At 70.5% G+C, this 22,102-nt stretch carries 22 protein-coding genes; 6 read left to right on the plus strand and 16 right to left on the minus strand.

From position 1 onward, the window contains the following. Positions 1-61: 61 nt before the first annotated feature. The 4 genes from KV097_RS13685 to KV097_RS13700 all read right to left on the minus strand — a co-directional run bounded on the left by KV097_RS13685 (position 62) and on the right by KV097_RS13700 (position 4,271). Positions 62-874, minus strand: coding sequence for a maleylpyruvate isomerase family mycothiol-dependent enzyme (locus tag KV097_RS13685; RefSeq protein WP_220366185.1), 813 nt, complete (start codon positions 872-874; stop codon positions 62-64). A gap of 2 nt (positions 875-876) precedes the next feature. Further along, positions 877-2,304, minus strand: a complete 1,428-nt coding sequence (locus KV097_RS13690; protein WP_220366186.1) for an MFS transporter — start codon at positions 2,302-2,304, stop codon at positions 877-879. Continuing rightward, a complete protein-coding gene (locus tag KV097_RS13695) occupies positions 2,301-2,714 on the minus strand; it encodes a MarR family winged helix-turn-helix transcriptional regulator (protein ID WP_255559640.1) in 414 nt (137 codons plus the stop codon). The genes KV097_RS13690 and KV097_RS13695 overlap by 4 nt, the downstream gene beginning before the upstream one ends. A 105-nt stretch (positions 2,715-2,819) precedes the next feature. Further along, positions 2,820-4,271 (minus strand): NCS2 family permease, encoded by a 1,452-nt coding sequence (locus KV097_RS13700; RefSeq protein WP_220346138.1) that lies wholly within the window; start codon positions 4,269-4,271, stop codon positions 2,820-2,822. Positions 4,272-4,326: 55 nt separating this feature from the next. On the opposite strand from KV097_RS13700, the gene KV097_RS19800 reads away from it, so the two are divergent. After that, the gene (locus tag KV097_RS19800; protein ID WP_308289428.1) at positions 4,327-4,914 is read left to right on the plus strand and encodes a DUF2530 domain-containing protein; all 588 of its coding nucleotides are present in this window, start codon (positions 4,327-4,329) and stop codon (positions 4,912-4,914) included. A gap of 61 nt (positions 4,915-4,975) precedes the next feature. Here KV097_RS19800 and KV097_RS13710 read toward each other — a convergent pair whose 3' ends face one another. The 9 genes from KV097_RS13710 to lon all read right to left on the minus strand — a co-directional run bounded on the left by KV097_RS13710 (position 4,976) and on the right by lon (position 15,877). After that, positions 4,976-6,547 (minus strand): MFS transporter, encoded by a 1,572-nt coding sequence (locus KV097_RS13710; RefSeq protein WP_308289429.1) that lies wholly within the window; start codon positions 6,545-6,547, stop codon positions 4,976-4,978. Next, positions 6,544-7,077 carry a MarR family winged helix-turn-helix transcriptional regulator gene (locus KV097_RS13715; RefSeq protein ID WP_220366187.1) on the minus strand — a complete coding sequence of 178 codons (534 nt, stop codon included), beginning with the start codon at positions 7,075-7,077 and terminating at the stop codon, positions 6,544-6,546. The genes KV097_RS13710 and KV097_RS13715 overlap by 4 nt, the downstream gene beginning before the upstream one ends. 173 nt (positions 7,078-7,250) lie before the next feature. Further along, complete coding sequence (locus KV097_RS13720; protein ID WP_220366188.1) at positions 7,251-8,063, minus strand: DUF3027 domain-containing protein; 813 nt, start codon at positions 8,061-8,063, stop codon at positions 7,251-7,253. A gap of 52 nt (positions 8,064-8,115) precedes the next feature. Continuing rightward, entirely contained in the window at positions 8,116-8,511 is a 396-nt protein-coding gene (locus KV097_RS13725) for a cold shock domain-containing protein (protein WP_220343535.1), read from the minus strand. Positions 8,512-8,565: 54 nt separating this feature from the next. Next, positions 8,566-9,207 (minus strand): HAD family hydrolase, encoded by a 642-nt coding sequence (locus KV097_RS13730; RefSeq protein ID WP_308289430.1) that lies wholly within the window; start codon positions 9,205-9,207, stop codon positions 8,566-8,568. A 271-nt stretch (positions 9,208-9,478) separates the two neighbouring features. Continuing rightward, positions 9,479-12,100, minus strand: coding sequence for an FtsX-like permease family protein (locus KV097_RS13735; protein ID WP_220366189.1), 2,622 nt, complete (start codon positions 12,098-12,100; stop codon positions 9,479-9,481). Beyond that, positions 12,097-12,837 (minus strand): ABC transporter ATP-binding protein, encoded by a 741-nt coding sequence (locus KV097_RS13740; protein WP_220366190.1) that lies wholly within the window; start codon positions 12,835-12,837, stop codon positions 12,097-12,099. Before KV097_RS13740 ends, KV097_RS13735 begins: the two co-directional genes overlap by 4 nt. After that, positions 12,834-13,394 (minus strand): PadR family transcriptional regulator, encoded by a 561-nt coding sequence (locus KV097_RS13745; protein ID WP_220366191.1) that lies wholly within the window; start codon positions 13,392-13,394, stop codon positions 12,834-12,836. Before KV097_RS13745 ends, KV097_RS13740 begins: the two co-directional genes overlap by 4 nt. A gap of 143 nt (positions 13,395-13,537) precedes the next feature. Then, complete coding sequence (gene lon / locus KV097_RS13750) at positions 13,538-15,877, minus strand: endopeptidase La (RefSeq protein ID WP_220366192.1); 2,340 nt, start codon at positions 15,875-15,877, stop codon at positions 13,538-13,540. A gap of 140 nt (positions 15,878-16,017) precedes the next feature. Here lon and KV097_RS13755 point away from each other — a divergent pair, with 140 nt between their 5' ends. From KV097_RS13755 to KV097_RS13770, 4 genes are all read left to right on the plus strand, one after another. Continuing rightward, positions 16,018-16,608 carry a TetR/AcrR family transcriptional regulator gene (locus KV097_RS13755; protein ID WP_220366193.1) on the plus strand — a complete coding sequence of 197 codons (591 nt, stop codon included), beginning with the start codon at positions 16,018-16,020 and terminating at the stop codon, positions 16,606-16,608. A gap of 73 nt (positions 16,609-16,681) precedes the next feature. Further along, complete coding sequence (locus tag KV097_RS13760) at positions 16,682-17,731, plus strand: ABC transporter permease (protein WP_255559702.1); 1,050 nt, start codon at positions 16,682-16,684, stop codon at positions 17,729-17,731. Continuing rightward, complete coding sequence (locus tag KV097_RS13765) at positions 17,728-18,555, plus strand: ABC transporter ATP-binding protein (RefSeq protein ID WP_220366195.1); 828 nt, start codon at positions 17,728-17,730, stop codon at positions 18,553-18,555. Before KV097_RS13760 ends, KV097_RS13765 begins: the two co-directional genes overlap by 4 nt. Beyond that, complete coding sequence (locus tag KV097_RS13770; protein WP_220366196.1) at positions 18,552-19,415, plus strand: ABC transporter ATP-binding protein; 864 nt, start codon at positions 18,552-18,554, stop codon at positions 19,413-19,415. Before KV097_RS13765 ends, KV097_RS13770 begins: the two co-directional genes overlap by 4 nt. A gap of 7 nt (positions 19,416-19,422) precedes the next feature. Here the strand turns inward: KV097_RS13770 and KV097_RS13775 are convergent, their stop codons facing one another. Together KV097_RS13775 and KV097_RS13780 are read right to left on the minus strand one after the other, a co-directional pair. Next, positions 19,423-20,457 carry a YihY/virulence factor BrkB family protein gene (locus tag KV097_RS13775; protein WP_220366197.1) on the minus strand — a complete coding sequence of 345 codons (1,035 nt, stop codon included), beginning with the start codon at positions 20,455-20,457 and terminating at the stop codon, positions 19,423-19,425. Between the two features lie 72 nt (positions 20,458-20,529). Continuing rightward, entirely contained in the window at positions 20,530-20,913 is a 384-nt protein-coding gene (locus tag KV097_RS13780; RefSeq protein WP_308289431.1) for a VOC family protein, read from the minus strand. A 201-nt stretch (positions 20,914-21,114) separates the two neighbouring features. On the opposite strand from KV097_RS13780, the gene KV097_RS19365 reads away from it, so the two are divergent. Further along, entirely contained in the window at positions 21,115-21,591 is a 477-nt protein-coding gene (locus KV097_RS19365) for a CGNR zinc finger domain-containing protein (protein ID WP_255559641.1), read from the plus strand. 16 nt (positions 21,592-21,607) lie between these two features. On the opposite strand, the gene KV097_RS13790 is transcribed toward KV097_RS19365, so the two are convergent. Continuing rightward, entirely contained in the window at positions 21,608-22,096 is a 489-nt protein-coding gene (locus tag KV097_RS13790) for a type II toxin-antitoxin system PemK/MazF family toxin (RefSeq protein ID WP_255559642.1), read from the minus strand. Positions 22,097-22,102 lie beyond the last annotated feature (6 nt).

Here is a 22,102-nt window from a genome sequence, read left to right on the forward strand (position 1 = left end):
GGACGAGATTAGCCCCTCGTCCCGTCCGGCGTACAGGCGCGCCGCCTGCACCGGTGGAGAACTAGTCGCCCGACTCCGCAAAACGGCCTGCCAGCTCGTCGAGCAGCTCCTTGCGGCCGTCGAGGGCGAGCGCGGACGCGGTGCCTCGACTCCACAGCCAGAGGTAGAGGTCGTGCGGGCTCCCCTCGATCGTGAGGTCGGCCTCCCCCTCGTCCCCCTGGACCACGACGACCTGCCTCGCCGACAGGTCGAGCGTCCATGCCCTCCCGCCGGAACGGATCCGTACGACGGCGTCGACCGGGTAGGGGGTCTCGTCCCCACCGTCCCACCACGGGCCTCCGACGATGATGGTGAGGAATTCGTCGATGCCGTCGAGCGCCACCTCGTCCTCGATGGGCGTGACCTGCGCCCCGGCCGCCTGCTCGGCGTCGACCCGGTGCACCGTGCCCTCGAGCGCCATCCGGCGGAACCAGAAGCCGTTGGACTGGTCGGAAGGGTTCCAGGTGTAGCGGACCTGACGAGGCCCTCGCTGCTGGAGCTCGGCGAGCAGGGTCGCCGACTCCTCGGCCAGCAGGCGGCGGACGTCGGAGGTGTCTCTGTCGTCGACAGGCCACGGGGGCTCGCTCGCACTGCGGATCGACTCGACCTTGTGCCGGAAGACGAGGGCCACGTGCTCGAGCAGGTCACGCACCGTCCAGCCGGGACAGTTGGGGACCGCCGCGTCGAGGTCGGCAGCGGCCTCGAGCATGCGGTCCACCTCGGTACGGATCACCGTGAGATAGAGATCCCACGGGAGCCGGTTCTCGACGTCTGTCGACACCATGCCCTCCAGGGTGCCACGCGCACCGAGCGGCACCAGGGTTTCGTGCGCCATGGTCATGCGTCGGACCGCGCGCGGGAACGCTGCTCGAGCGGCCGCTCGACCGGCCGGGACGATTCGGACGGCTCGGGGGCGGACTCGCCCGCGTCGAGCCGGTCGGTCTGGTCCAGCGCCCCAGCAGCGTCGGCTCTCCGGTCCGCGGCGGCCGCAGCGCGGGGGTCGCGCGGGACCACCCTGATCCGCGGACGCTGTCGAAGGTCGACCTGCAGGTGCATGCCCGCCCGCAGGAGGTAGAACGCCGTGGCGGACAGGATCCCGACCGCGGCGACGAGGCCGCCGAGGATCAGCGTCCAGCGGGCCCCGAAGGTGTCACCGATCCATCCGATCACGGGTGCTCCGAACGGGGTTCCGCCCATGAACACCATCAGGTAGAGAGCCGCCACCCGCCCGCGCATCTGGGGCGTCACGGTGAGCTGGATGTAGGCGTTGGCGGCCGTCACCATCGTCAGGGCGCTCAACCCGAGCAGCGGGAGGATGACGGCGAAGGCGAGATAGGTCGGCATCAGGCCGGCCGCGATCTCGACCAGCACGAAGGAGAGGGCCGCACCGACGACCAGGCGCCGGGTCGGCAGCTCCCGGCGGGCAGCGACGAGCGCCCCGGCGAGGGAGCCGATCGCCATGATCGACCCGAGGATCCCGTACTCGGTGGCGCCCTTGTCGAACACCTCGGTCGCCATCAGCGCCGACGTCATCTGGAAGTTCATCCCGAACGTGCCGACGAAGAAGACCGTCGTCAGGATGAGGACGAGGTCGGGGCGGGAGCGTACGTAGCCGACTCCTGCGCGGACCGCCCCCCTCCCGCGCGGGGAGGGTGTGGCTGGCCGCAGGTCGTGGACGCGCAGGGCCGCCAGGGAGAGGAAGACCGCGGCATAGCTCACGGCGTTCAGGAGGATGACCCATCCGGTGGCCACGACGCCCGAGCCGAGCGCGGCGATCATCACGCCGGCTACCGCCGGACCGATCATCCGCCCCGAGTTGAACGAGGCGCTGTTGAGACCGACGGCGTTGGCGAGGTCGTCCCTGCCGACCATCTCCACGACGAACGACTGACGCGCGGGTGCGTCGAAGGCCGTCCCGACGCCGAAGAGGAACGCGAGGACGTAGACGTGCCATGCCTGGGCGACGCCGGTGATGGCGAGCACACCCAGGACGGCTGCGGGCACGGCCATCGCGATCTGCGTGACCATGAGGACGCGACGCTTGGGGAAGCGGTCGGCGACGACTCCCGCGACCGGGGAGAAGAGGAGTGCGGGGAGCAGCTGAAGACCGGTCGTGATGCCGAGGGCCGTGCCGCTCCCGGTGAGCGCGAGCACGAGCCAGTCCTGGGCGACGCGCTGCATCCACGTCCCGATGTTGGAGACGAGCCCTCCGGTGGCGTAGACCCGGTAGTTGCGGACGGACAGCGAGCGGAAGGTGGGGCTCACTCACTCACCACCAGCTTCTCGAGAAGCGCGGTGGCGTCACGGAGCAGCGCGCGCTCCTGGGTGGGCAGGGCGGCGAGACGGGACGCGAGCCAGGAGTCGCGGCGGGCACGCTCGGTGTCCACGACGGCGGCGCCCTCGTCGCTGATCGTGACGACGACCTGGCGGCGGTCGGACGGGTTGGCGGCTCGGGCGACCAGGCCCTTGTCGAACAGGCAGTTGAGCGTACGGGTGACCGAGGGCGGCTGGACGCGCTCGAGCGCGGCGATGGCTCCTGGTGTCAACGGCCCGTGGTTGCGCAGCACCCCGAGCACGCTCATCTGGTTGGGCGTCAGGTCGGAGTGGCGCTCCTGCCGGAGCCGACGGTTGAGACGAGCCACCGACGTCGCGAGCTTCTGGGCATCAGTGGGCATACGACCAGGATAGGTCGTTGCCATTGTTAATTAAAGCCGTTAAGGATGTCGTGCGTCACCCCGGGCGGCGGGCGCGCCACGGCCCACCGCCCGGGATGGTCGAGATCAGCTGATCCAACCCGTGATCGGGTCGATCGCGAAGTAGAGCACGAACAACGCCGCCACGATCCACATCAGCACGTGGACGTCACGAGCCTTGCCGCGCACCGCCTTGATGAGCACGTACGTCACGAAGCCGGCACCGATGCCGGCGCTGATCGAGTAGGTGAACGGCATGAGGGCGATGGTGAGGAACGCGGGGATCGCGAGCTCGATGTCGTCCCACGGGATGTCGACGACCTGCTGCATCATCAGGAAGCCGACGAGCACGAGCGCCGGGACGGCGGCCTCGTTGGGGATGTGCACGACGACCGGCGAGAGGACCGTCGCCAGCAGGAACAGCAGGCCGGTGACGATGCCTGCCAGCCCGGTGCGCGCACCGTCTCCCACACCGGAGGCCGACTCGACGTATGCGGTGTTGCTCGACACGCTGGCCGCGCCGCCGGCGACAGCGCCGAGCGAGTCGACGATGAGGATCCGCTGAGCACCTTCCGGTGTGCCGTCCTCGTCGTTGAGTCCGGCCTCGGCGCCGATCGCGGTCATCGTGCCCATCGTGTCGAAGAAGTCGGCGAGCAGGAGCGTGAAGACGAGCAGGACGGTCGTCACGAACCCGACCTGCTCGAACGACCCCAGGAGGGAGAACTGGCCCAGCAGGGAGAAGTCGGGCAGATCCACGAAGGCGTCGGGGACGGTCGGGACGTTGAGGTTCCAGCCCTTCGACTGCGGGTCGCCCCCCGAGGCGCCGGAGTCGGTGATCGCCTCGACGACGACAGCGATGACGGTGGTCGCCAGGATGCCCAGCAGGATCGCGCCGTGCACACCGCGGGCGTACAGGGCCAGCATGATCAGCAACCCGACGCAGAAGACGAGGACCGGCCATCCGGAGAGCGTGCCCCCGATGCCGAGGCCGATCGGCGGGGAGGCGTTGCCCGTCGTCCGTACGACTCCGGCGTTGACGAGCCCGACCAGGGCGATGAACAGGCCGATGCCCACCGAGATCGCGGTCTTGATCGGCAGCGGGACGGCGTCGAAGACCGCCTTGCGGAAGCCGGTGAGGACCAGCACGAGGATGATGAGGCCCTCGAGCACCACGAGCCCCATGGCGTCGGCCCACGTCATCCGGTTGGCGATCGAGTACGCGACGAACGCGTTGAGGCCGAGTCCGGCCGCCATGGCGAGCGGGAAGTTGGCGACGGCGCCCATCAGGATGCTCATGACGCCCGCGACCAGCGCCGTACCGGCCGCTACGAGCGCGAAGGCCTCCGCCTGCGACCCGCCGCCCAGGTAGTTACCGTCCACGTCCTGCACACCGGCGATGATGATCGGGTTCAGCACGATGATGTAGGCCATCGTGAAGAACGTGACGACACCGCCGCGGATCTCGCGGGTGACGCTCGAACCTCGTTCTGAGATCTTGAAGAACCGGTCGAGAGACCCGGTCTCGGTCTGGGTGGACATGACGCTCCTGACAGGACGAATGAGGACGGAATCCGCCGCGGGGTACTGTATGGGCGTGGCGGAAGGCAGGCGGAAGCTCAACTCGGACGCGGCCCCCAAGCGTGGTCGCGGCCGAGCCGAGACCCGTCGCGCCGGGAGCCGCAAGGCTGATCGTGCCGTGCCGAAGGACCGACCCGCAAGCACTCGCCGCGCCGGACAGGCTGTGGCCCCGGTCACGGCGGCACCGGCACCTGAGCCGGTGCGCGCCGAGCCGCCGCCACAGGCACGTCCCGAGCCGCAGCCCGGGCCACGCCACGAGCCGAAGGCAGACCCATCACCGCCTCGTCGTCGGGCCCACGGGCTGGACCGCCCAGAGGTCACCGAGCTGGAGATCGGCAGCACGGTCCACCGCGTGGTCCCCGACCCCAAGCCGCTCGACGTCGACGGCATCCGCACGATGACGGTCGGATCCATCCTGTGGCTCGCCGCAGGGCTGGCGCTCCTTCCCTTCCTCGGCACGCTGCAGCGCAACGGTGACGTGTGGTGGCTGTGGACCTGTCTCGCCGGGTTCGGGCTGGGGCTGCTCGGCGTCGAGTACTGTCGCCGACGCAAGCTCGCGCTCGAGGCCGACGACCTGGCCGACGAGGCCGAGCCGAGCCGCTGACCCCGTACGACGAGGAGGGCCGCCCCCGGTGGGGGCGGCCCTCCTCGCGCTCACGCGGGTGTCAGCGTGTGCCGACGGTCTCCGAGACGACGTCCTCGGCCTCGACGTCGTGCTTGCGCACGGTGGTCCGCAAGGGGACCTCCTTGATGAAGATGACCGCCAGGAGCGCGACCAGCGCGACACCCGCGGCTACCAGGAAGACCTCGCCCGTCGCGTCCCCGTACGACATCCTGACCACGTCGGCGACGGGCCCGGGCATGCCGTCGAGGTCGAGCGTGCCGCTGCCGCCGGACTGAGAGGCGGGGATGCCCAGCCTCACCAGGCCGACGCTGATCTTGTCCGTGACGCTGGAGGCGAGGATCGCACCGAGGACGGAGACGCCGACGGTGCCGCCGAGCGAGCGGAAGAACGCGACGGCGCCAGACGTCATGCCCACCTCGGTGATGTCGACGGTGTTCTGGACGGCGAGCACCAGGTTCTGCATGAGCATGCCCATGCCGAGACCCATCAGCGCCATGAAGGTCCACAGCTGCCAGAGCGCCGTTGCGTGATCGATGGTGCCGAGCAGTCCGAGCCCGGCGATCAGCAGGGTGGCGCCTCCCACGAGGAAGCCCTTCCACCGCCCGTAGCGGACGATCAGGTTGCCTGAGCCCACCGTGCCGATCAACGAGCCGATCATCATCGGGATGGTGATCAGGCCGGCCTCCGTCGGCGTGTAGCCGCGGGCGACCTGCAGGTACTGGCCCAGGAACACCGAGCTGCCGAACATCGCGATGCCCACGGCGATGCTCGCGACGATCGCGAGAGCCGTGGTCCGGTCGCGGAAGACCTTCAGCGGGACCAGCGGCTCGGGGACGATCGACTCGACCACCACGAACGCGACGGTGGCGACGATCGTGCCGCCGATGAAGAGCGCGCTGGTCCAGGAGACCCAGGCGTACGAGCTGCCCGCGAAGGTGACCCACAGCAGCGGAAGGCTGGCCGCGACGGCGATGAGCACCGCGCCGGCGTAGTCGACCTTGACGTCCTTCACGAGCGTCGGGAGACGCAGGTAGCGCTGCAGCACGAAAAGGCTGAGCACCGCGAAGGGCACGCAGACGAAGAAGGTCCAGCGCCAGCCGAGCGGGGAGTCGACGATCACGCCGCCGACGAGCGGACCGCTGATGGTCGCGAGCGTCATCACGGCGCCCATGTAGCCGCTGTAGCGACCGCGCTCCCGCGGCGGGATGATCGAGCCGATGATCGCCTGCGCGAGTGCTGTCAGGCCACCCATCGCCAGCCCTTGGAGGGCTCGCGCGGCGAGGAGCGTCGGCACGTCGTGGGCGAACCCGGCCAGCACCGATCCCACCACGAAGGTGACGAGGGAGATCTGGATCAGCAGCTTCTTGTTGAGCAGGTCCGAGAGCTTGGCCCAGATCGGTGTCGACACCGTCATCGCGAGCAACGACGACGTCACGACCCAGGTGTATTGCGCCTGGGTCCCGTCGAGGTCTCCGATGATCGTGGGCAGTGCGTTGGCGACGATCGTCGTGCTCAGCATGGCGGTGAAGAGCGCGGCGAGGATGCCGACCATCACCTCCATGATCGCGCGGTGGTCGAGCTCGTCGTGGCTCTGGGGTGGAGCGGTGGTCACGAGGTGGGGTTCCTGTCGGTCGTACGGTCGGGGGATGCGGCGACCGCGGTCGCTGCATCGGTGTCTGTGGTGAGGTGGCGGTCGAGGACCCGTTCACGCTCGTGGACCAGACGCTCAGCGAGCTGGCTGATGAGGTCTGCCACGCGCTCGGTCTCGGTGTCGTCCCAGTCGGCCAGCGCCGACTGGACGACGCCGACGGAGCGGCGCGTGACGTGCTCGAGCCGGGCACGACCGAGATCGGACAGACGGATCAGGCCCACGCGGGCGTCGGTGGGATCGGCACGTCGCTCGACGAGCCCGTCCTGCTCGAGGGTCGTGATCTGCCGGCTGATGACCGAGGCTGTCACGCACTGGGCGTCGGCGAGATCACTCACGCGCTGCTCACCGTGCCGTTGGAGCCGTCGGAGCAGCGTCAGGTCGCTGCCCCGCATGCCGACAGCAAGCTCCCACCGATGGCTGGACGAGCGCAGCGCCCGGTTGAGCGTGCCGAGCACGCCGACCATCCGCTCCGCCGTCTCGACCGTGAGCATCCGCGTTCCACCTCAACGTTAGTTGGTTGTGAAAGGCAACCTTAATTCGGATGCTTTCGTCACGCAACTAAGTGAGCTCAAACGTTGCCACATCGCCCGAAAGGTCACCTCAGACAGCGAGGACGGAGGTCAGCGGGACAGAGTCTGATCCCGCTCGACGTGTCAGGTGGGGGTCAGACCGACTCGACCTCGGACATGTCGTCCGTGAGGGTGTCGTGCACGGTGGGGGCGACCGGCACGGTCGCCTGCTTCACCCGAGCCGCCGAGTGCGCTCCGCAACCGTGGTCGAACGAGACCACGCCGCCGTCGTCGTTCGCCATCGCGTTGGCGCAGACCCCGAACATGGTGCCGAGCGGCGGCGAGAGCCACACCATGAAGCCGCAGGTGCGGCATCGCCCCGGCGCCTGACGAGACATCGGCGTGTCGGGTCCGTGGTCACTGTCATACCAGCGCTGGGCGGCATCGTCGCGGCCCTGGATCGACAGCACTTCCGTACGGCCGAGGCCGACCTCGGCGGCGATCGGCCGGACCGACGTCGGATCGATCTCGGCATCGACCGCGTCGTCCCCCACGAACCATGCCGGCGCCAGACGGGAGTCGTCCTCCTCCGGAGGCAGGACGTCACCGGGGGTCATGTCGCCGGACCGCACACGGTCCTTGTAGGGGGTCCAGTCGGGCGCGAGGATCGCGTCGTCGCCCGGCAGCAGCACGATCTCGTCGACCGTGACCTTCTTCTGGCGCGGTGCCCGGGCGACGGTCACCGACCAGTGCCAGCCGCGGTATCCGGCCTGAGCCGACTCGAACAGGTGGGTCACGACCCGATCACCCTCGGCACGTACGCCGAGGTGCTCGCCCACCTGTCGCTCCCCCACCTCGTCGACGAGGGCGTCGCGGGCGACGTCGACCGCGGCGGCAGCGACGGCGTCCAGCTTGGGCGCGCGCCCTGAGGACGCGCGGGAGCCCGCGGCACGACTGATGGGAGGCATAGGCTCATTCTTCCGTACGAGGCAAGTCTTCACCAGGCCGGGGGCAGCCCTCTCAGGAGGACAGCTCGTCGGCCAGCGCCCGCAGGAGCGCGGCCGTCTGCTTGGACGTCCGCCCCTCAGGGAACCGGCCGGCGCGGAAGGTGCCTTCGAGCTGGTCGAGCAGACGGATGGTGTCCTCGACGATGACGACCATGTCCTCCGGAGGCTTGCGGCGAGCCTTCGCCTGCTGCTTGGCGACCGACGGCGTCGGGTCCAGCACCCGGACCTGCAACGCCTGGTCCCCTCGGCGCCCGGCAGCGATCCCGAACTCGACCCGGGTGCCCGGCTTCAGGGTGGTCACACCGGCCGGCAGCGCGTCGGCGCGTAGGAAGACGTCGTCACCGTCCTCGCGGCTCACGAACCCGAACCCCTTGTCGGAGTCGTACCACTTGACCTTGCCAACAGGCACGGCTTGACCTCACCTTCGTCGCGGGCGGCGGCACCACAGGGACAGATTCCCAGCCTAGGCCACGGCGCGCGGCGGCCACACGGCGTCCAGGACCGCGGGCAGCTCCTCGAGCGAGCCGACGACACGAGACGCCCCTGCAGCCGCCAGCTCAGCAGGGGTGCACGGGCCTGTCGACACGGCGAGACCGGGGACGCCGGCGAGCTGCGCCGCCTCCATGTCGTGCACGTGGTCGCCGACGTAGGCCACGGCCCCCAGCTCGCGCAGCGCGTCGGCCTTCCCCGACCGCCACGCCCTGCCTCGGACCTCGTCGGCACGGAGCCCGAGGTGATCGAGGTGTCGGGCTGCGTCGGCGGTGTTCTTCGCCGTGATGACGGCAAGCCGTGCCCCACGAGCACGCACCGCCTCGAACGCCACGGCTGCACCCGGGAGCGGCCTCACCCGCTCGATCGCCAGGTCCGGGTAGAGCGCGCGATAGAGATCGGCCATCTCGGGAACGTCGGACGCCGCGAACCAGTGGCCGAGCTCAACCTCCACGGGCGGACCGAGCCGCGACACGACGAGATCGGAGTCGATCGCCACCCCGGTGCGGGCGGCGAGCTCGTCATAGACCGCCTTGATCCCCGGACGCGAGTCGATCAGCGTCATGTCGAGGTCGAAGCCGACGAGCGGAGAGGTCCCGAGATCTGTGGTGGGCACTCCCGCAGGCTACGCGGTCAGGACGAGGACTTGACCTCCCTGGTGACCCGCTCCGCGCCATCGGCGGCTGCCCGCCGGAGTGCGACCAGCTGCGCGATGCGCAGCCGTGCGGCCCTTCTCTGTCGTTCTGCAAGATCGATGTGCGACATCAGTGCCCCCTACACCTTGTGCCGTACCTTATGAACACTGTAAACGCGGCAGGTACTCAGATGCTGTCCGTTCCGCGATAACGGTTCTGTAACACCAAGTGACAGCGACGTGAGTGCCGACCTCATTGAGCGAGCCTGCGGGTGAGCGGAACCCGGCCACGGGTGACGATCGCGGACGCCACCGCGGCGATCAGCGGGACCACAAAGACGAGGGTCGCGAGGATCCCCCAAGGAACGTCGATGACCGGCCCGCTGCCGGTTCCCTCAAGCGCTCCCCACCGCCCGGAGGTCAACGGCCAGGCCGCCGCGAGCCCGGGCGCGAAGCCCACAAGGACGCCGAGCAGTGCCCCGAGAGCGCCGAGCACCACTGCCTGGGCGGCAGCGACTCCCCGACGAGTCCGAGGCCCGGCACCGACCGCCGCGAGCGTGGCGAAGTCCGGACGGGCATCGGCGAGCGCCAGGCCGGTCGCGCTGAGCGTGCCGATCAGGACCGCGATCCCACCGGCGCCGACCAGGAGCAGCAGCTGGACGGTGAACGTCCCGTCGAACCCCTGCTCGGTCCATGTGCTCTGCTCCCCGGGCAGCTCACGCAGGGCCGCGCGGACGTCGCGGAGCTGCTGGGCCGTGAGGGTCGAGTCGGCGAGCGCCCTGCTCCGCTCGTACGGGATGGCCTGGGCCTGCGCGGTCTGCGGGGCGATCACGGCGAGCGCGACGACGGGTTCGCGCCCTTGCGGTACCGCCCCCATGCCGAGGTCGGCGGCCGAACCGTCGAGCGCGACCGTGCGCGGGTCCTCCGAGGCCCCGTCGGACGTTTCCTCGTACGTCCCCAGCGTGACCCGCCCGTCACCATCGAGCAGGGAGGGTCCGGCGACCAGCGCGCCCCCGGTGCGAAGGGTCTCGCCCTGTTCGGGTGTCAGCTCGATCCCCCACCCGGCAAGCTCCTCGGGTGTCGCGACGGCGACCTCACGGGTGTCCCACCGACCCCAGTCCTCGGTCTCCACCGCGACGTCGATCCATCCCTCGCCGGCCGCGTCGCTCCCTCGTTGCCCGGCCGTCCCGATCGGGGTGAAGGTGACGCGGGCAGCCTCGCCGGCCGCCTGCGCCGCCGTATCGACCGGCCCGCTTTCTTCGCTGAGCATGGTCGTCCCGAGCGGATAGGTGAACTCGTAAGACCGGCGGTCGTGCTCGAAGTCGCTCGCGTTCGCGATCGCGAGCGCGGTGAGACCGGCGACGGTCGCCATCACGGCCGCGATGGCAGGCGTGCTGCGGGAGCGCTGCCGGGCAGTGTCGCGCACCGCCAGGCGAAGCGTCAGCGGCATGCGTCCACCGACCCTGCCCACCAGCCCAATGACCAACGGCGTGAGGAACACTGTGCCGAGGACGATCGCGACCGTGCTGGCGGCGACCGCCGTCTCGCCACCAGGCTGGATCCCTGCGGTGAAGCAGACACCCAGCCCGACGGCCACCAGCACGAGACCGACGAGCGGCCACCCGTTGCGCCGGCTCGGCGCGGCGCGGCGCCCGACAAGGGCGGCGGTGACGTCCTGGTTCGCGACCTGCCGCGCCGGGACCAGCGCCGCGAGCAGCGAAGCCGCCACCCCGAGGACGACCGCCGCGGTGACCGCCGGCCACATCACGTCGTACGGCCCGAACCCCTCGTCGAACCATCGCGGCAGGACCGCGATCACGAGCGGAGACAACGCGAGCCCGAGCGCGGCACCGACGACGGACGAGCCCGCGCCCAGGACCGCCGCCTGAGCGAGCACCGTACGGCGGACGTCGGCCGGCGTCCCGCCCGCAGCGGCCAGGAGTGCGAGGTCGCGGCGCTGGCGTCGCGCTCCGACAGCGAACGCCGGACCCGCGAGCAGCACGACCTGGAGGAGCACCGCGGTCACGATGATCACGAGGACGGCTTCCGCGGATGTGTCCCGCCCCCCGTCCCACGCGTCGAGGTCGTACCGGGCCGACGCGGGCGGCGGGTTCTCGAGAACGTGCCGCGAGATGACCCAGAAGCCCTCGCTGTTGAGGCGCTTCACGTCCTCCCAGGTGACGGGCGCGTCACGGTCGACGAGGTACTCGCGCTCCGCGCCGTCGCTCTCGCCGAGGTCAAACGTGCCCGGGAACCCGACAGCGCCGGACGCAAAGGGATTCGGGTCGACCGACCCGAACGTCCCCACGCCGACCACGGTCACGTCCCGACCGGCGACGTCGACCGTCTCGCCGAGGGCGGCGTCCAGGCGGTCGCGCACGTGCGGCGTGAGCACGATCTCGCCGACGCGCTCCGGCGTACGCCCCTCGGTGAGGTCGACGAGGCCGTCGGCCATCGGAGGCGTGGTGTCGACCTCGCGGAGCCGGCCGGTGCCGGCTCGCCCGACGAAGGTGACGTACGTCGACCGCACCTCGAGGATCTCGGCTCCCGGCAGGAGCGCGCGGACGCCGCCCGGGCCCGGGTCGGGCTCAGGGGCGCGGTCCTCAGCGCTCGAGCCGCCACCTTCCTGGCCGTCCGGCGACTGCTCGATCGGGTAGCCGTGCCACGACAACCGCGCATCGGACGAGCCGAGCTGAGCGGTCATGTCCTCAAGCGGTGTGACGTCGTCGGTGGCGTAGAGCGTCGAGAGCATCACCGCGAGCATGACCGGCGTCCCCACCATCACGGCGACGAGAGCGCTGCGACCCTTGGAGCGCCGGACGTCGCGTCGGGCCATGCGCAGCGCGAGCCGCCAACGGGCGAGTGCGGCGCTCATGCGGGTGCCACCTCGCCAAGACCGGACAGGCTGCCGCGCACGGAGCTGTCGTCGACGACCAGCCCGTCGCGGAGGAACACGACGCGGTCGGCCCATGCGGCATGGCGTGGTTCGTGAGTGACCAGGAGCCCGCCTGCACCGGCGTCGACGCGGGCACGCAGCACCGCGAGCACCTCCTCGCCCGTCTCCGAGTCGAGGGCGCCGGTCGGCTCGTCCGCGAGCAGCACGCGACGCGGTCCGACGAGGGCGCGCGCGATCGCGACTCGCTGCTGCTGACCTCCGGACATCTCGTCGGGAAACCGCTCGGCGCTCGATGCCAGGCCGACCTCGTCCAGCGACCGCAGCGCCTCGGTACGGGCGTCCTTCGCCCGGACGCCGTCGAGCTCGAGCGGCAGCGCGACGTTCTCCGCAGCCGACAGGGTCGGGATGAGGTTGAGATCCTGGAAGACGAAACCGAGGCGCCGGCGCCGTACGCGGGCCAGCTCGCTGCGTCCGTACGAGCGCAGCGGCGTCCCCTCGACGACGACCTCCCCCGAGGTCGGCGAGTCCAGGCCGCCCGCGATGTTGAGAAGCGTCGACTTGCCGGAGCCGGAGGGGCCCATCACGGCGACGAGCTCCCCGGCACGCAGCGTCAGGTCGACGCCGCGTAGCGCGTGGACCGTGGCAGCCCCGTCACCGTGGGTGCGGTGCACACCGCGCAGCTCGAGCAGGGTCTCCGGGTGGTGCGCAGCGGTCATCGGTCTGTCTCCTCTTCGGCAGGCGGGGTGGTCGTGCGGCGGCGGGCGCGGCGGATCCGGGACTCCATGTGGTCGAGCCAGCGGACCTGCGCCTCGATCGCGAAGATGGAGCGCTCGACGACGAGCTCCCGGGCGAGGTCGTCCGTGGCGACCGCGTCGCGCTTGTCGCGCGTCAGGGCCTGAAGGTGGCGCAGAGAGTCGGCACGTTGGGTCTGGACGACCTCTCCGACGTCGACGTCGGAGAGGGTCACGCCGAGCGCGACCTTGATCGTGAGCTCGTCGCGCGGCGCGGAGTCCGGCGACACCGACGAGGCGAACCACTCCCCCACGGAGGTCCGCCCGGCATCGGTGAGCCCGTACGTGATCCGACCTTCGTCGTCCCCCTCGCCGTCAGCCTCGACGAGGCCGTCGCGCTGGAGCCGGCCCAACGTCGTGTAGACCTGCCCGACGTTGAGCGGCCACGTGCCCGCGGTGCGGCGCTCGAACTCCGACCGCAGCTGCGCGCCGTACATCGGCTGCTCCGAGAGCAGCGCGAGCATGGCTTGGCGGATCGACATCCTGGCCCCCTATACCGAGTATTCATCCAGGTAGAGAGATGTATACCGGGTATACCCCGCAGCCCGCAAGCGGCGAGACAGAACGATGAGACGTTCCGACCACCGGGTGGTCGGAACGTCTCATCTCGTGGAGGGGTCAGGCGTCAGGCCGCGACCTGGGACGCCCCCTCGGCCGCCGGCTCGAGCGCCTGCGCGACGATCTCGGCCACGTCCGTCATCGGACGGACGTCGATCGCCTCGCGGACCTCGGCCGGGACCTCGTCGAGGTCGGGCTCGTTGCGGTGCGGGACGAACACCGTCGTGAGCCCAGCCCGCTGGGCGGCGAGCAGCTTCTGCTTCACGCCGCCGATCGGCAGCACCCGCCCGTTGAGCGTCACCTCGCCGGTCATGCCGACCTCGGAGCGGACCTTGCGGCCCGTCGCGGCCGACACGAGCGCCGTCACCATCGTCACGCCCGCCGACGGCCCGTCCTTGGGGATGGCCCCCGCCGGGACGTGGATGTGGACGTGGTGGTCGAAGAACGCCGGGTCGACCCCGAGCGCCTCGGCGTGCGAGCGGACGTAGGAGTGGGCGATCTGCGCCGACTCCTTCATCACGTCACCGAGCTGACCTGTGAGCGTGATGCCGGGCTTGCCGTCGGTCGGTGTCGCCTCGATGTAGAGGACGTCACCCCCGAAGCCGGTGACCGCGAGACCGGTCGCCACGCCGGGGACCGCCGTACGTTCGTCGGACTCCGGAGTGAACCGTGGACGACCGAGGTACTCCTTCAGATCCGCCTCGTCGACGACGACGGTCTCTTGCCCCGTCGCCCCGGCCAGCTTCGTGGCCACCTTGCGGAGGATCTTGGCCAGCAGCCGCTCGAGCTGGCGTACGCCCGGCTCGCGGGTGTAGTCGGCCACGATCTTCGCGAGCGCGGCGTCGGTCAGCGTGACCTCGTCGGCGTCGAGCGCCGCGCGCTCCAGCTGGCGGGGCCAGAGGAAGTCACGGGCGATCGCGGCCTTGTCGTCGGCGGTGTAGCCGTCGAGGGTCACGAGCTCCATCCGGTCGAGCAGCGCCTGCGGGATCTGCTCGACGACGTTGGCCGTCGCGAGGAACAGCACGTCCGAGAGGTCCAGGTCGAGGTCCAGGTAGTGATCGCGGAACGTGTGGTTCTGCGCCGGGTCCAGGACCTCCAGCAGCGCCGCTGCCGGGTCTCCACGGAAGTCCGCGCCGAGCTTGTCGACCTCGTCGAGCAGCACGACCGGGTTCATCGAGCCGGCCTCGTTGATCGCGCGGACGATGCGGCCCGGAAGGGCACCGACGTACGTACGACGGTGGCCGCGGATCTCCGCCTCGTCACGGACGCCGCCGAGGGCGACGCGGACGAACGTCCGGCCGAGGGCGCGGGCGACCGACTCGCCGAGCGAGGTCTTGCCGACTCCCGGCGGTCCGGCGAGCACCATCACGGCACCGGACCCTCGTCCACCGACGACCTGCAGACCGCGCTGCGCACGACGCGACCGCACGGCGAGGTACTCGACGATCCGGTCCTTGACGTCGTCCAGGCCGTGGTGGTCGGCGTCGAGCACCGCACGAGCCGCCTCGACGTCGTCGTTGTCGTCGGTCTTCACGCTCCACGGGATCTCGAGGACCGTGTCGAGCCAGGTACGGATGTAGCCGGTCTCCGGGTTCTGCTCCGAGGACCGCTCCAGCTTGTCGACCTCGCGCAGCGCGGCCGTCCGGACGCCGTCGGGCAGGTCGGCCGCCTCGACACGCTCGCGGTACGAGTCGGCGCCGTCCGGCTCGTCCTCGCCGAGCTCCTTGCGGATCGCGGCGAGCTGCTGGCGCAGCAGGAACTCGCGCTGCGTCTTGTCCATGCCCTCGCGGACGTCCTCGGCGATCTTCTCGGCCACGTCGGCCTCGGCGATGGTGGCCTTGGTCCACCCGAGCAGCACCTCGAGGCGCTCGGCCGTGTCCGGCGTCTCGAGCAGCTGGCGCTTCTGGACGTCGGTGAAGTAGGGGGCGTAGCCGGCCATGTCGGCCAGCGCCGACGGGTCGGTGACCTTGTTGACCATGTCGACGACCTGCCAGGCGTCACGGCGCTGCAGGTTGGCGATCACGAGCGACTTGTATTCCTTGGCGAGCTCGGGGATGCGCTCGTCGTCGAGATTCTCGTCGACCTCCTCGGCCTCCACCCAGAGGGCGGCACCGGGGCCGGTCACGCCGGTGCCGATCCGGGCACGGCGCTCCGCCTTGAGGACGGCGGCGGACTCGCCGGACTGCGTACGGCCGGTCTGCAGGATCTCGGCCACGACACCGAACGAGGCGTAGCGGTCCTCGAGCCGGGGAGCGACCAGGAGTCGGTCGCCGGAGCTGGCGCGCGCGGCGTCGACCGCGGCGCGGGCAGCCTCGTCGAGCTCGATCGGCACCACCATCCCAGGGAGGAGGACGGGCTCGGTCAGGAACAGGACGGGCAGCTGCTGGGGGGTGCGTGGCTCAGTCATGAGCAACCTTTCAAAGTTGAGCGTGCCCTACTCAACCTCGCGTCGGCCCGGGGTGTTCCCGTCCCGCGCGCCACGACGTTCGCCCCGCGCGAACAAGCGCGCGAACGCGGCAGAAGGCGACTGCGCCCTAGGCTCGGCGCATGACCTCAGAGGAACCGGCACCCGCTCCGCGCGAGCCGGGCCGCGGCGCCCCCGGCGCCGCACGGACGTCGATCCTGCAGTCGGCCCGTGCCGAGTTCGCGCGCGTCGGGTACGGCGCGGCGACCGTCCGTGCGATCGCCCGCGGCGCGTCCGTGGACCCGGCGCTCGTGATCCACTACTTCGGCAGCAAGGAAAACCTGTTCGCCGCCACCATCGCCGACGCCGGCTTCGTCGCCGACCAGGTCCGAGCGGCCGTCGACGGTCCGTCGGAGGCCTTCAGCGAGCGGTTCGCCCGCGCCTACTTCGGCGCCTGGGAGCACCCGGACACCTCCCTGGTCCTGCACAGCGTCGTGCGCTCCGCAGCGAGCTCGTCGACCGCGGCCCGAGTCGTCAGGACGACCATCGAGAGCGCACTGTCCGTGGACGGGACGTCGCACTGGGCCCCCGAACGCCTCAACCTGCTGGGAGCGCAGGTCTTCGGGATCGCGATGGCGCGCTACGTCCTCGGCACCGAGCCGCTCGCCTCGATGGCCCTGGAGGACCTGGTCGCGACGGTCTCCCCTCCGCTCCAGGCTCTCCTGAACGAGTGACCAGGCATCTGACCTGCTTCAACACCTGTTGAGGATCTGATGAACCTGTCGTAACGTGTCGTGGGTGAGAGCCATGATCATCAAGGAGTTCCGCGAGCTCGTCCGGGACCACCGGACCCTTGCGCTGCTGGTCGCGATGCCGCTGCTGCTGCTCGTCGTCTTCGGCTACGCGGCCAACTTCTCCGTCGACAGGGTCGACACCGCTGTCGTCGGGCCCGAGGCAGAGCAGGTCGCCGGCACCTTGCCGGGCTTCTTCGACGTCTCGACGACGGAGCCGTCGGAGGGCGAGGACGACGCGCGGGACCTCCTGCGCGACGACATCGTCGACGTGGCGCTGGTGACCGGCGAGGGCGGCACCCGAGCGCTCGTCGACGGCTCCAACCTGTTCGCTGCCCAGTCCGCGGTGGCCGCGCTCAAGACCTCGGGCCAGGGAATGACGGTCGAGGTCCTCTACAACCCCGACCTGAAGACGTCGTGGGTCATGATCCCGGCGATCATCGGACTGATCCTGACGTTCATCGGCACGATCATCACGAGCATCGGACTGGTCCGCGAGCGCGAAGCGGGCACGCTGGAGCAGCTGGCCGTGATGCCGATCGGTCCGAGCACCGTCATCCTCGGGAAGGTCACCCCGTACTTCGTCCTCGCCGCGCTCGACATGGCGGTCGTCACCGTCCTCGGGATGCTGCTCTTCGACGTCCCGTTCAACGGGCACGTCCTCACCTTCGCCCTGGGCGCGGTGCTCTTCCTGCTGGTGGTCCTCGGGATCGGCATCTTCATCTCGACGATCTCCCAGACCGCGGGCCAGGCGATCCAGAGCGCGTTCTTCGTGCTGCTTCCCCAGATCCTGCTGTCGGGGATGATCTTCCCGCTCGAGGCGATGGCAGCCGGCGTCAGGTGGATCGGCTACCTGCTGCCGCTCACGTACTTCACGATGATCTCGCAGGGCGTCATGCTGCGCGGCGCACCGATCACTGCCCTGTGGTTGCCCCTGGTGGTCCTGGCCGTCATGGCACTGGTCGTGTTCACCGCGGCCACGCTGCGCTTCCGTCGAGACCTCGCACCCGAGCGCAAGGTCAAGGACCAACCCCGGTCCACCGACCGTTCCCGGAGCCCGGCATGACGTACGGATTGGACTCGGTCGACGTGTCGTTCGGAGGCGTGCCGGCCCTGCACGGCGTCACGGTGGAGATTCCCGCGGGCGAGGTCGTCACGATCGTCGGGGGCGACGGTGCCGGCAAGACGACGCTCCTCCGCACGTTGGTACGCGAGGTGGCGCCCGAGGCCGGCGAGGTCGACGCACCGCCGAAGGCGGAGATCGGCTTCCTGCCCGCCTCGTCCGGCAGCTGGGCCGCCCTGACCGTGACGCAGAACCTCGACTTCGCCGGCGGCGCGTACGGCGTCCGTGGCGCGGAGCTCGACGAGCGACGGACGACCCTGCTCACCGCGGCGGGGCTGAGTCAGGCCGCCGACCGGCTCGCCTCCCAGCTGTCCGGCGGCATGCGGCGCAAGCTCGGCGTGTGCATGGCGATCGTCCACCGCCCGCGGCTGCTGGTCCTCGATGAACCCAGCACCGGCGTCGACCCGGTCAGCCGCGTCGACCTCTGGCGGATGGTCTCCGAGACAGCGGCGGCGGGCTCGGCGGTGGTGATGTCCACGACGTACCTCGACGAGGCCGAGCGGGCGAGCCGTCTGGTCGTCCTCGACGCGGGACACATACTCGTCCAGGGCTCGTACGACGAGGTCCGCGCCGGTTTCCAGGGGACGGTGACCCGGGCCGACCCCAGCGTCCGCCCCGAGTGGTCATGGCGGCGAGGCCGGGAGCGGCACGAGTACTGGCCCGACGGTGACGCCCCTCCTCACCTGCCGGTCGTCGAGCCCGATCTCGAGGACATCGTGATCGCGCTCTCGCTGGTACGTCGCGCCGACCGCGGAGCAGCGGCATGACCGCCACGGTGCTCGAAGCGCGTTCGGTCACGAGGCGGTTCGGGTCGTTCACGGCCGTGGACGACGTGACCATGGACGTGGCGCCGGGGGAGGTCGTGGGACTGCTGGGGGCGAACGGCGCCGGCAAGACGACGCTGATGCGGATGCTCCTCGGGCTGCTCCCCACGACGGAGGGAACCGTCCAGATGCTCGGCGGACCTCCTCGTCGCGAGCGGCGTCGTCGGCTCGGCTACGTCCCTCAGAACCTCGGGCTGTACCGCGACCTCACGCTGACCGAGAACCTCGCCTTCGTCGCCGACGCGTACGGCACCACCGTCCCGGTCCTGCCCGACGGCATCTCCCGGTACGCCGACGAGCTCGTCGCCGACATGCCCCTCGGCGCTCAGCGTCAGGGCGCCTTCGTCGCCGCGTTGTCGCACCAGCCGGAGGCGGTGCTGCTCGACGAGCCGACCTCGGGCGTCGACGCACTCGCGCGGGCCACGTTGTGGGACACCATCCGGGCACAGGCCGACCGAGGTGTGGGGGTCTTGATCACCACGCACTACATGCAGGAGGCGCAGCAGTGCGACCGGCTGCTGCTGATGTCGCAGGGCAGGCTCGTCGCACAGGGCAGCGAGACCGACATCATCGGACCCACCCGCGCCCTCGTCGTACGGACCGACGACTGGGCCGCCGCGTTCTCCGCGCTCAACGACGCCGGGGCCGCGGTGATCCTGGACGGACGCACCGTACGCGTCGCCGATGCCGGACGCGACGAGATCACCCGGATCCTCACCGCCGCACGCGTCGACGCGTCGGTCGAGCCCGTACCCGCAACCATCGAGGAACGCATGCTCGTCCTCGCTCGCGAGGCGCGCTAACGCGCCCTCACTCGCGGACGGCAGGCCGGTCCGCGCGCTTCACGGGCGGCGGGAGCTCGACCCGGGGCCACTCCTCTGGCCGACCGAAAATCACGCGGATCGACTCGAACCCCTTGTGGCGCTGCGCCTTCGCGTAGTCGGAGTACGCCCGCTGGTCGGCCTTGGTGAGGTTGACGTTGTCGGTGAACGGCGTGAGGAGCGCACGTGGATAGAGGCGCTTGGTCCTGACCACGTTGATCTGGACGCCGATCATCGCCATCACCGCACCGATGTAGATCAGCCCCATCATCCCGAGGACGACGGCGAAGATCTGGTTGAGGTTGCTCGATCGCCCGATCACGTTCTGGACGTACGCCGTCCCGGCCAGCTGCAGGCCCTGCCACATGACCGCGACCGCGAAGGCGCCCGGAGCCGCCGACCGGAAGCTGTGCTTGCGCGCCGACGCCAGCAGGAACAGCACCGTGAACGCAGCGCCGCTCAGCACCAGCGTGCCGCCGCGCACCAGCCATCCCGCCCAGGAGTGCTGGTCGTCGAACCACGGGTTGGTCGACAGGAACCCGGTCAGTGCGGCGATCACGAGCAGCGCGAGCCCGGCGAACCCGAGCATCACCAGGCTCACGCCGCGCCCGATGAACGGGTTCGGTCGCGAGTTGCGCGGGACGGCCCACGCCACGTTCATCGCGTACTGCGACGACTGCCCGAGCCCGAGCACGCCGTACAGAGCGACGAGGGCTCCGAACACCACCGCGGTCGTCGAGCCGTGCAGGCCCTCGGTGCTCTCGATCTGGTCGGCGATGATCGGGAAGCTGCCGATCGCGGTATCGAGCAGCTGCTCGCGGAGCTTGCCGTCGTTCTGGAGGAAGAAGCCGAGGATGCTCGACCCGATGAGCAGCAGCGGGAAGATCGCGACGAACGCGTAGTAGGTGACGGCCGCGGCGAGGTAGTTGCTCGAGTCGTCGAAGAACTTGTAGGTGACAGCGATCGGGAACCCGACGAACGGGTGACTCCGCTGGAAGCGGTCGATCCGCTCGACGACTGACACCTGGCAAAACTACCCGTTGCCGGGACCGCATGTGTCGGCAGCGCTCGACTGGCTCCCCGCTCGAGGCCCGCCTCAGTCGCAGGTGCAGAGACAGAAGGGATGCCCTGCGGGGTCGGCGTAGACGCGGAAACCGCGCGAGAAGGAGGGGGCCGGAGGCTCGACGGGATCGAGCGGCGTGGCGCCGAGCGAGATCGCCAGCGCGTGCGGCGCCTCGTACGAGTCCACCGCCAGGTCGAGGTGCGCCTGCTGCGGGAGACCGTCCGGCCACCGGGGCGGCTCGTAGTCGGCGACACGCTGGAACGCCAGTGTGGGGCCGTCACCGGCGAGCTCCACCCACCGGTCGGTGCTGTCGTCGGCGACCGGGAGGCCGAGCATGCTCCCGTAGAAGCGGGCCAGCGCGAGCGGGTCGGGGCAGTCGAGGACGTAGGCGCCGATCCGGACCTCCGTCCCGCTCACAGGGCGCACCCCCTGGCCCGGGCGTGCCGGGACGGCGCTCTGGTCTCCGCCCGCCGTCGACGCTCCTCGCGGGCGAGGTAGTCCTGACTGATCAGATATGCGGCCCACGGGTGCATGGTGTCCCCTCCGTTAGTAACTGTCATACGGACTTTGCCAGTTAGTCGGATCAGGCGCAACCAGTCAAGCAAGTACGGTGGTTGCATGAGCGAGTACGAGGATGCCGGCAACGATCCCGCCGACCAGGTGGTGGCCTTCCTCAACACGCTCGATGTCGAGGGCGTGGTCGACCGGCTCGCGACGACGTCGGAGTACGCCGACTGGTCGGGCCGACCGCAGACCGACCGTGACCTCGAGGTCGCGCGGAGCCTGCGCGACCACCTCCGGGCCCTCGCTGCCGGAGAGCCGCCACCGGAGGACCCTCTGCGGGTCCCGATCGAGGTGACGGTGGACGCAGGCGCTCGGCTCAGCGGAGCCGGAGTCGTGGGCGAGGTCGCCGCGGCAGCGGCGCGGCTCGCGATCGAGGGGAGGCTCGGGCGCGTCAAGATCTGCCCGGCCGACGACTGCCGCTGGGCGTTCTACGACCGCTCCAAGAACCACTCCCGCCAGTGGTGCTCGATGGAGGTGTGCGGCAACCGCGCCAAGGTCCGCAACCACCGGGAGCGCAGCGCGTCCACCTGAGGGCCGCCGGCCGCAGTCAGCCCACGTCGGCGTACTGGCGGACACCCGCGACGACGGCGTCGAAGCGCGGCCGGTCGAGCACCGCACCCTCCCGCCGGACGCGGCTCGGATCGACCGTGATCAGGCGGTCGAGCCGCACCTCGCTGGGACGCCGCCGAGGGTCCCACCCGCCGGCCCCGATGTCGAGCCACTGGCGTCCCCACCGGGCCTCGTCGGCAGCATCCCGGTCGTGGTCCTTGCTGCTCAGCATCACGCCGACCAGCCCGGGTCCGCGCCGGCCGACGACCAGCACGGGGCGGTCCTTGCCCTGACTCGGGTCATCCTCGTACGCGACCCACGTCCAGACGATCTCGCCCGGGTCGGGCCGTCCGTCCGGCGTCGGCCCGTACGTCATGTCGAGAGCGCCTGACGCTCCTGCCGTGCTCTGCGACGTCCGCGGAGACGACGCGCGACCACGAGTCAGCGTGGAGACGAGACGGGACAGGAGATCGCGCGTACGAGGCATGGGGGA

Source organism: Mumia sp. zg.B17, assembly GCF_019550915.1.
Lineage (GTDB): Bacteria > Actinomycetota > Actinomycetes > Propionibacteriales > Nocardioidaceae > Mumia.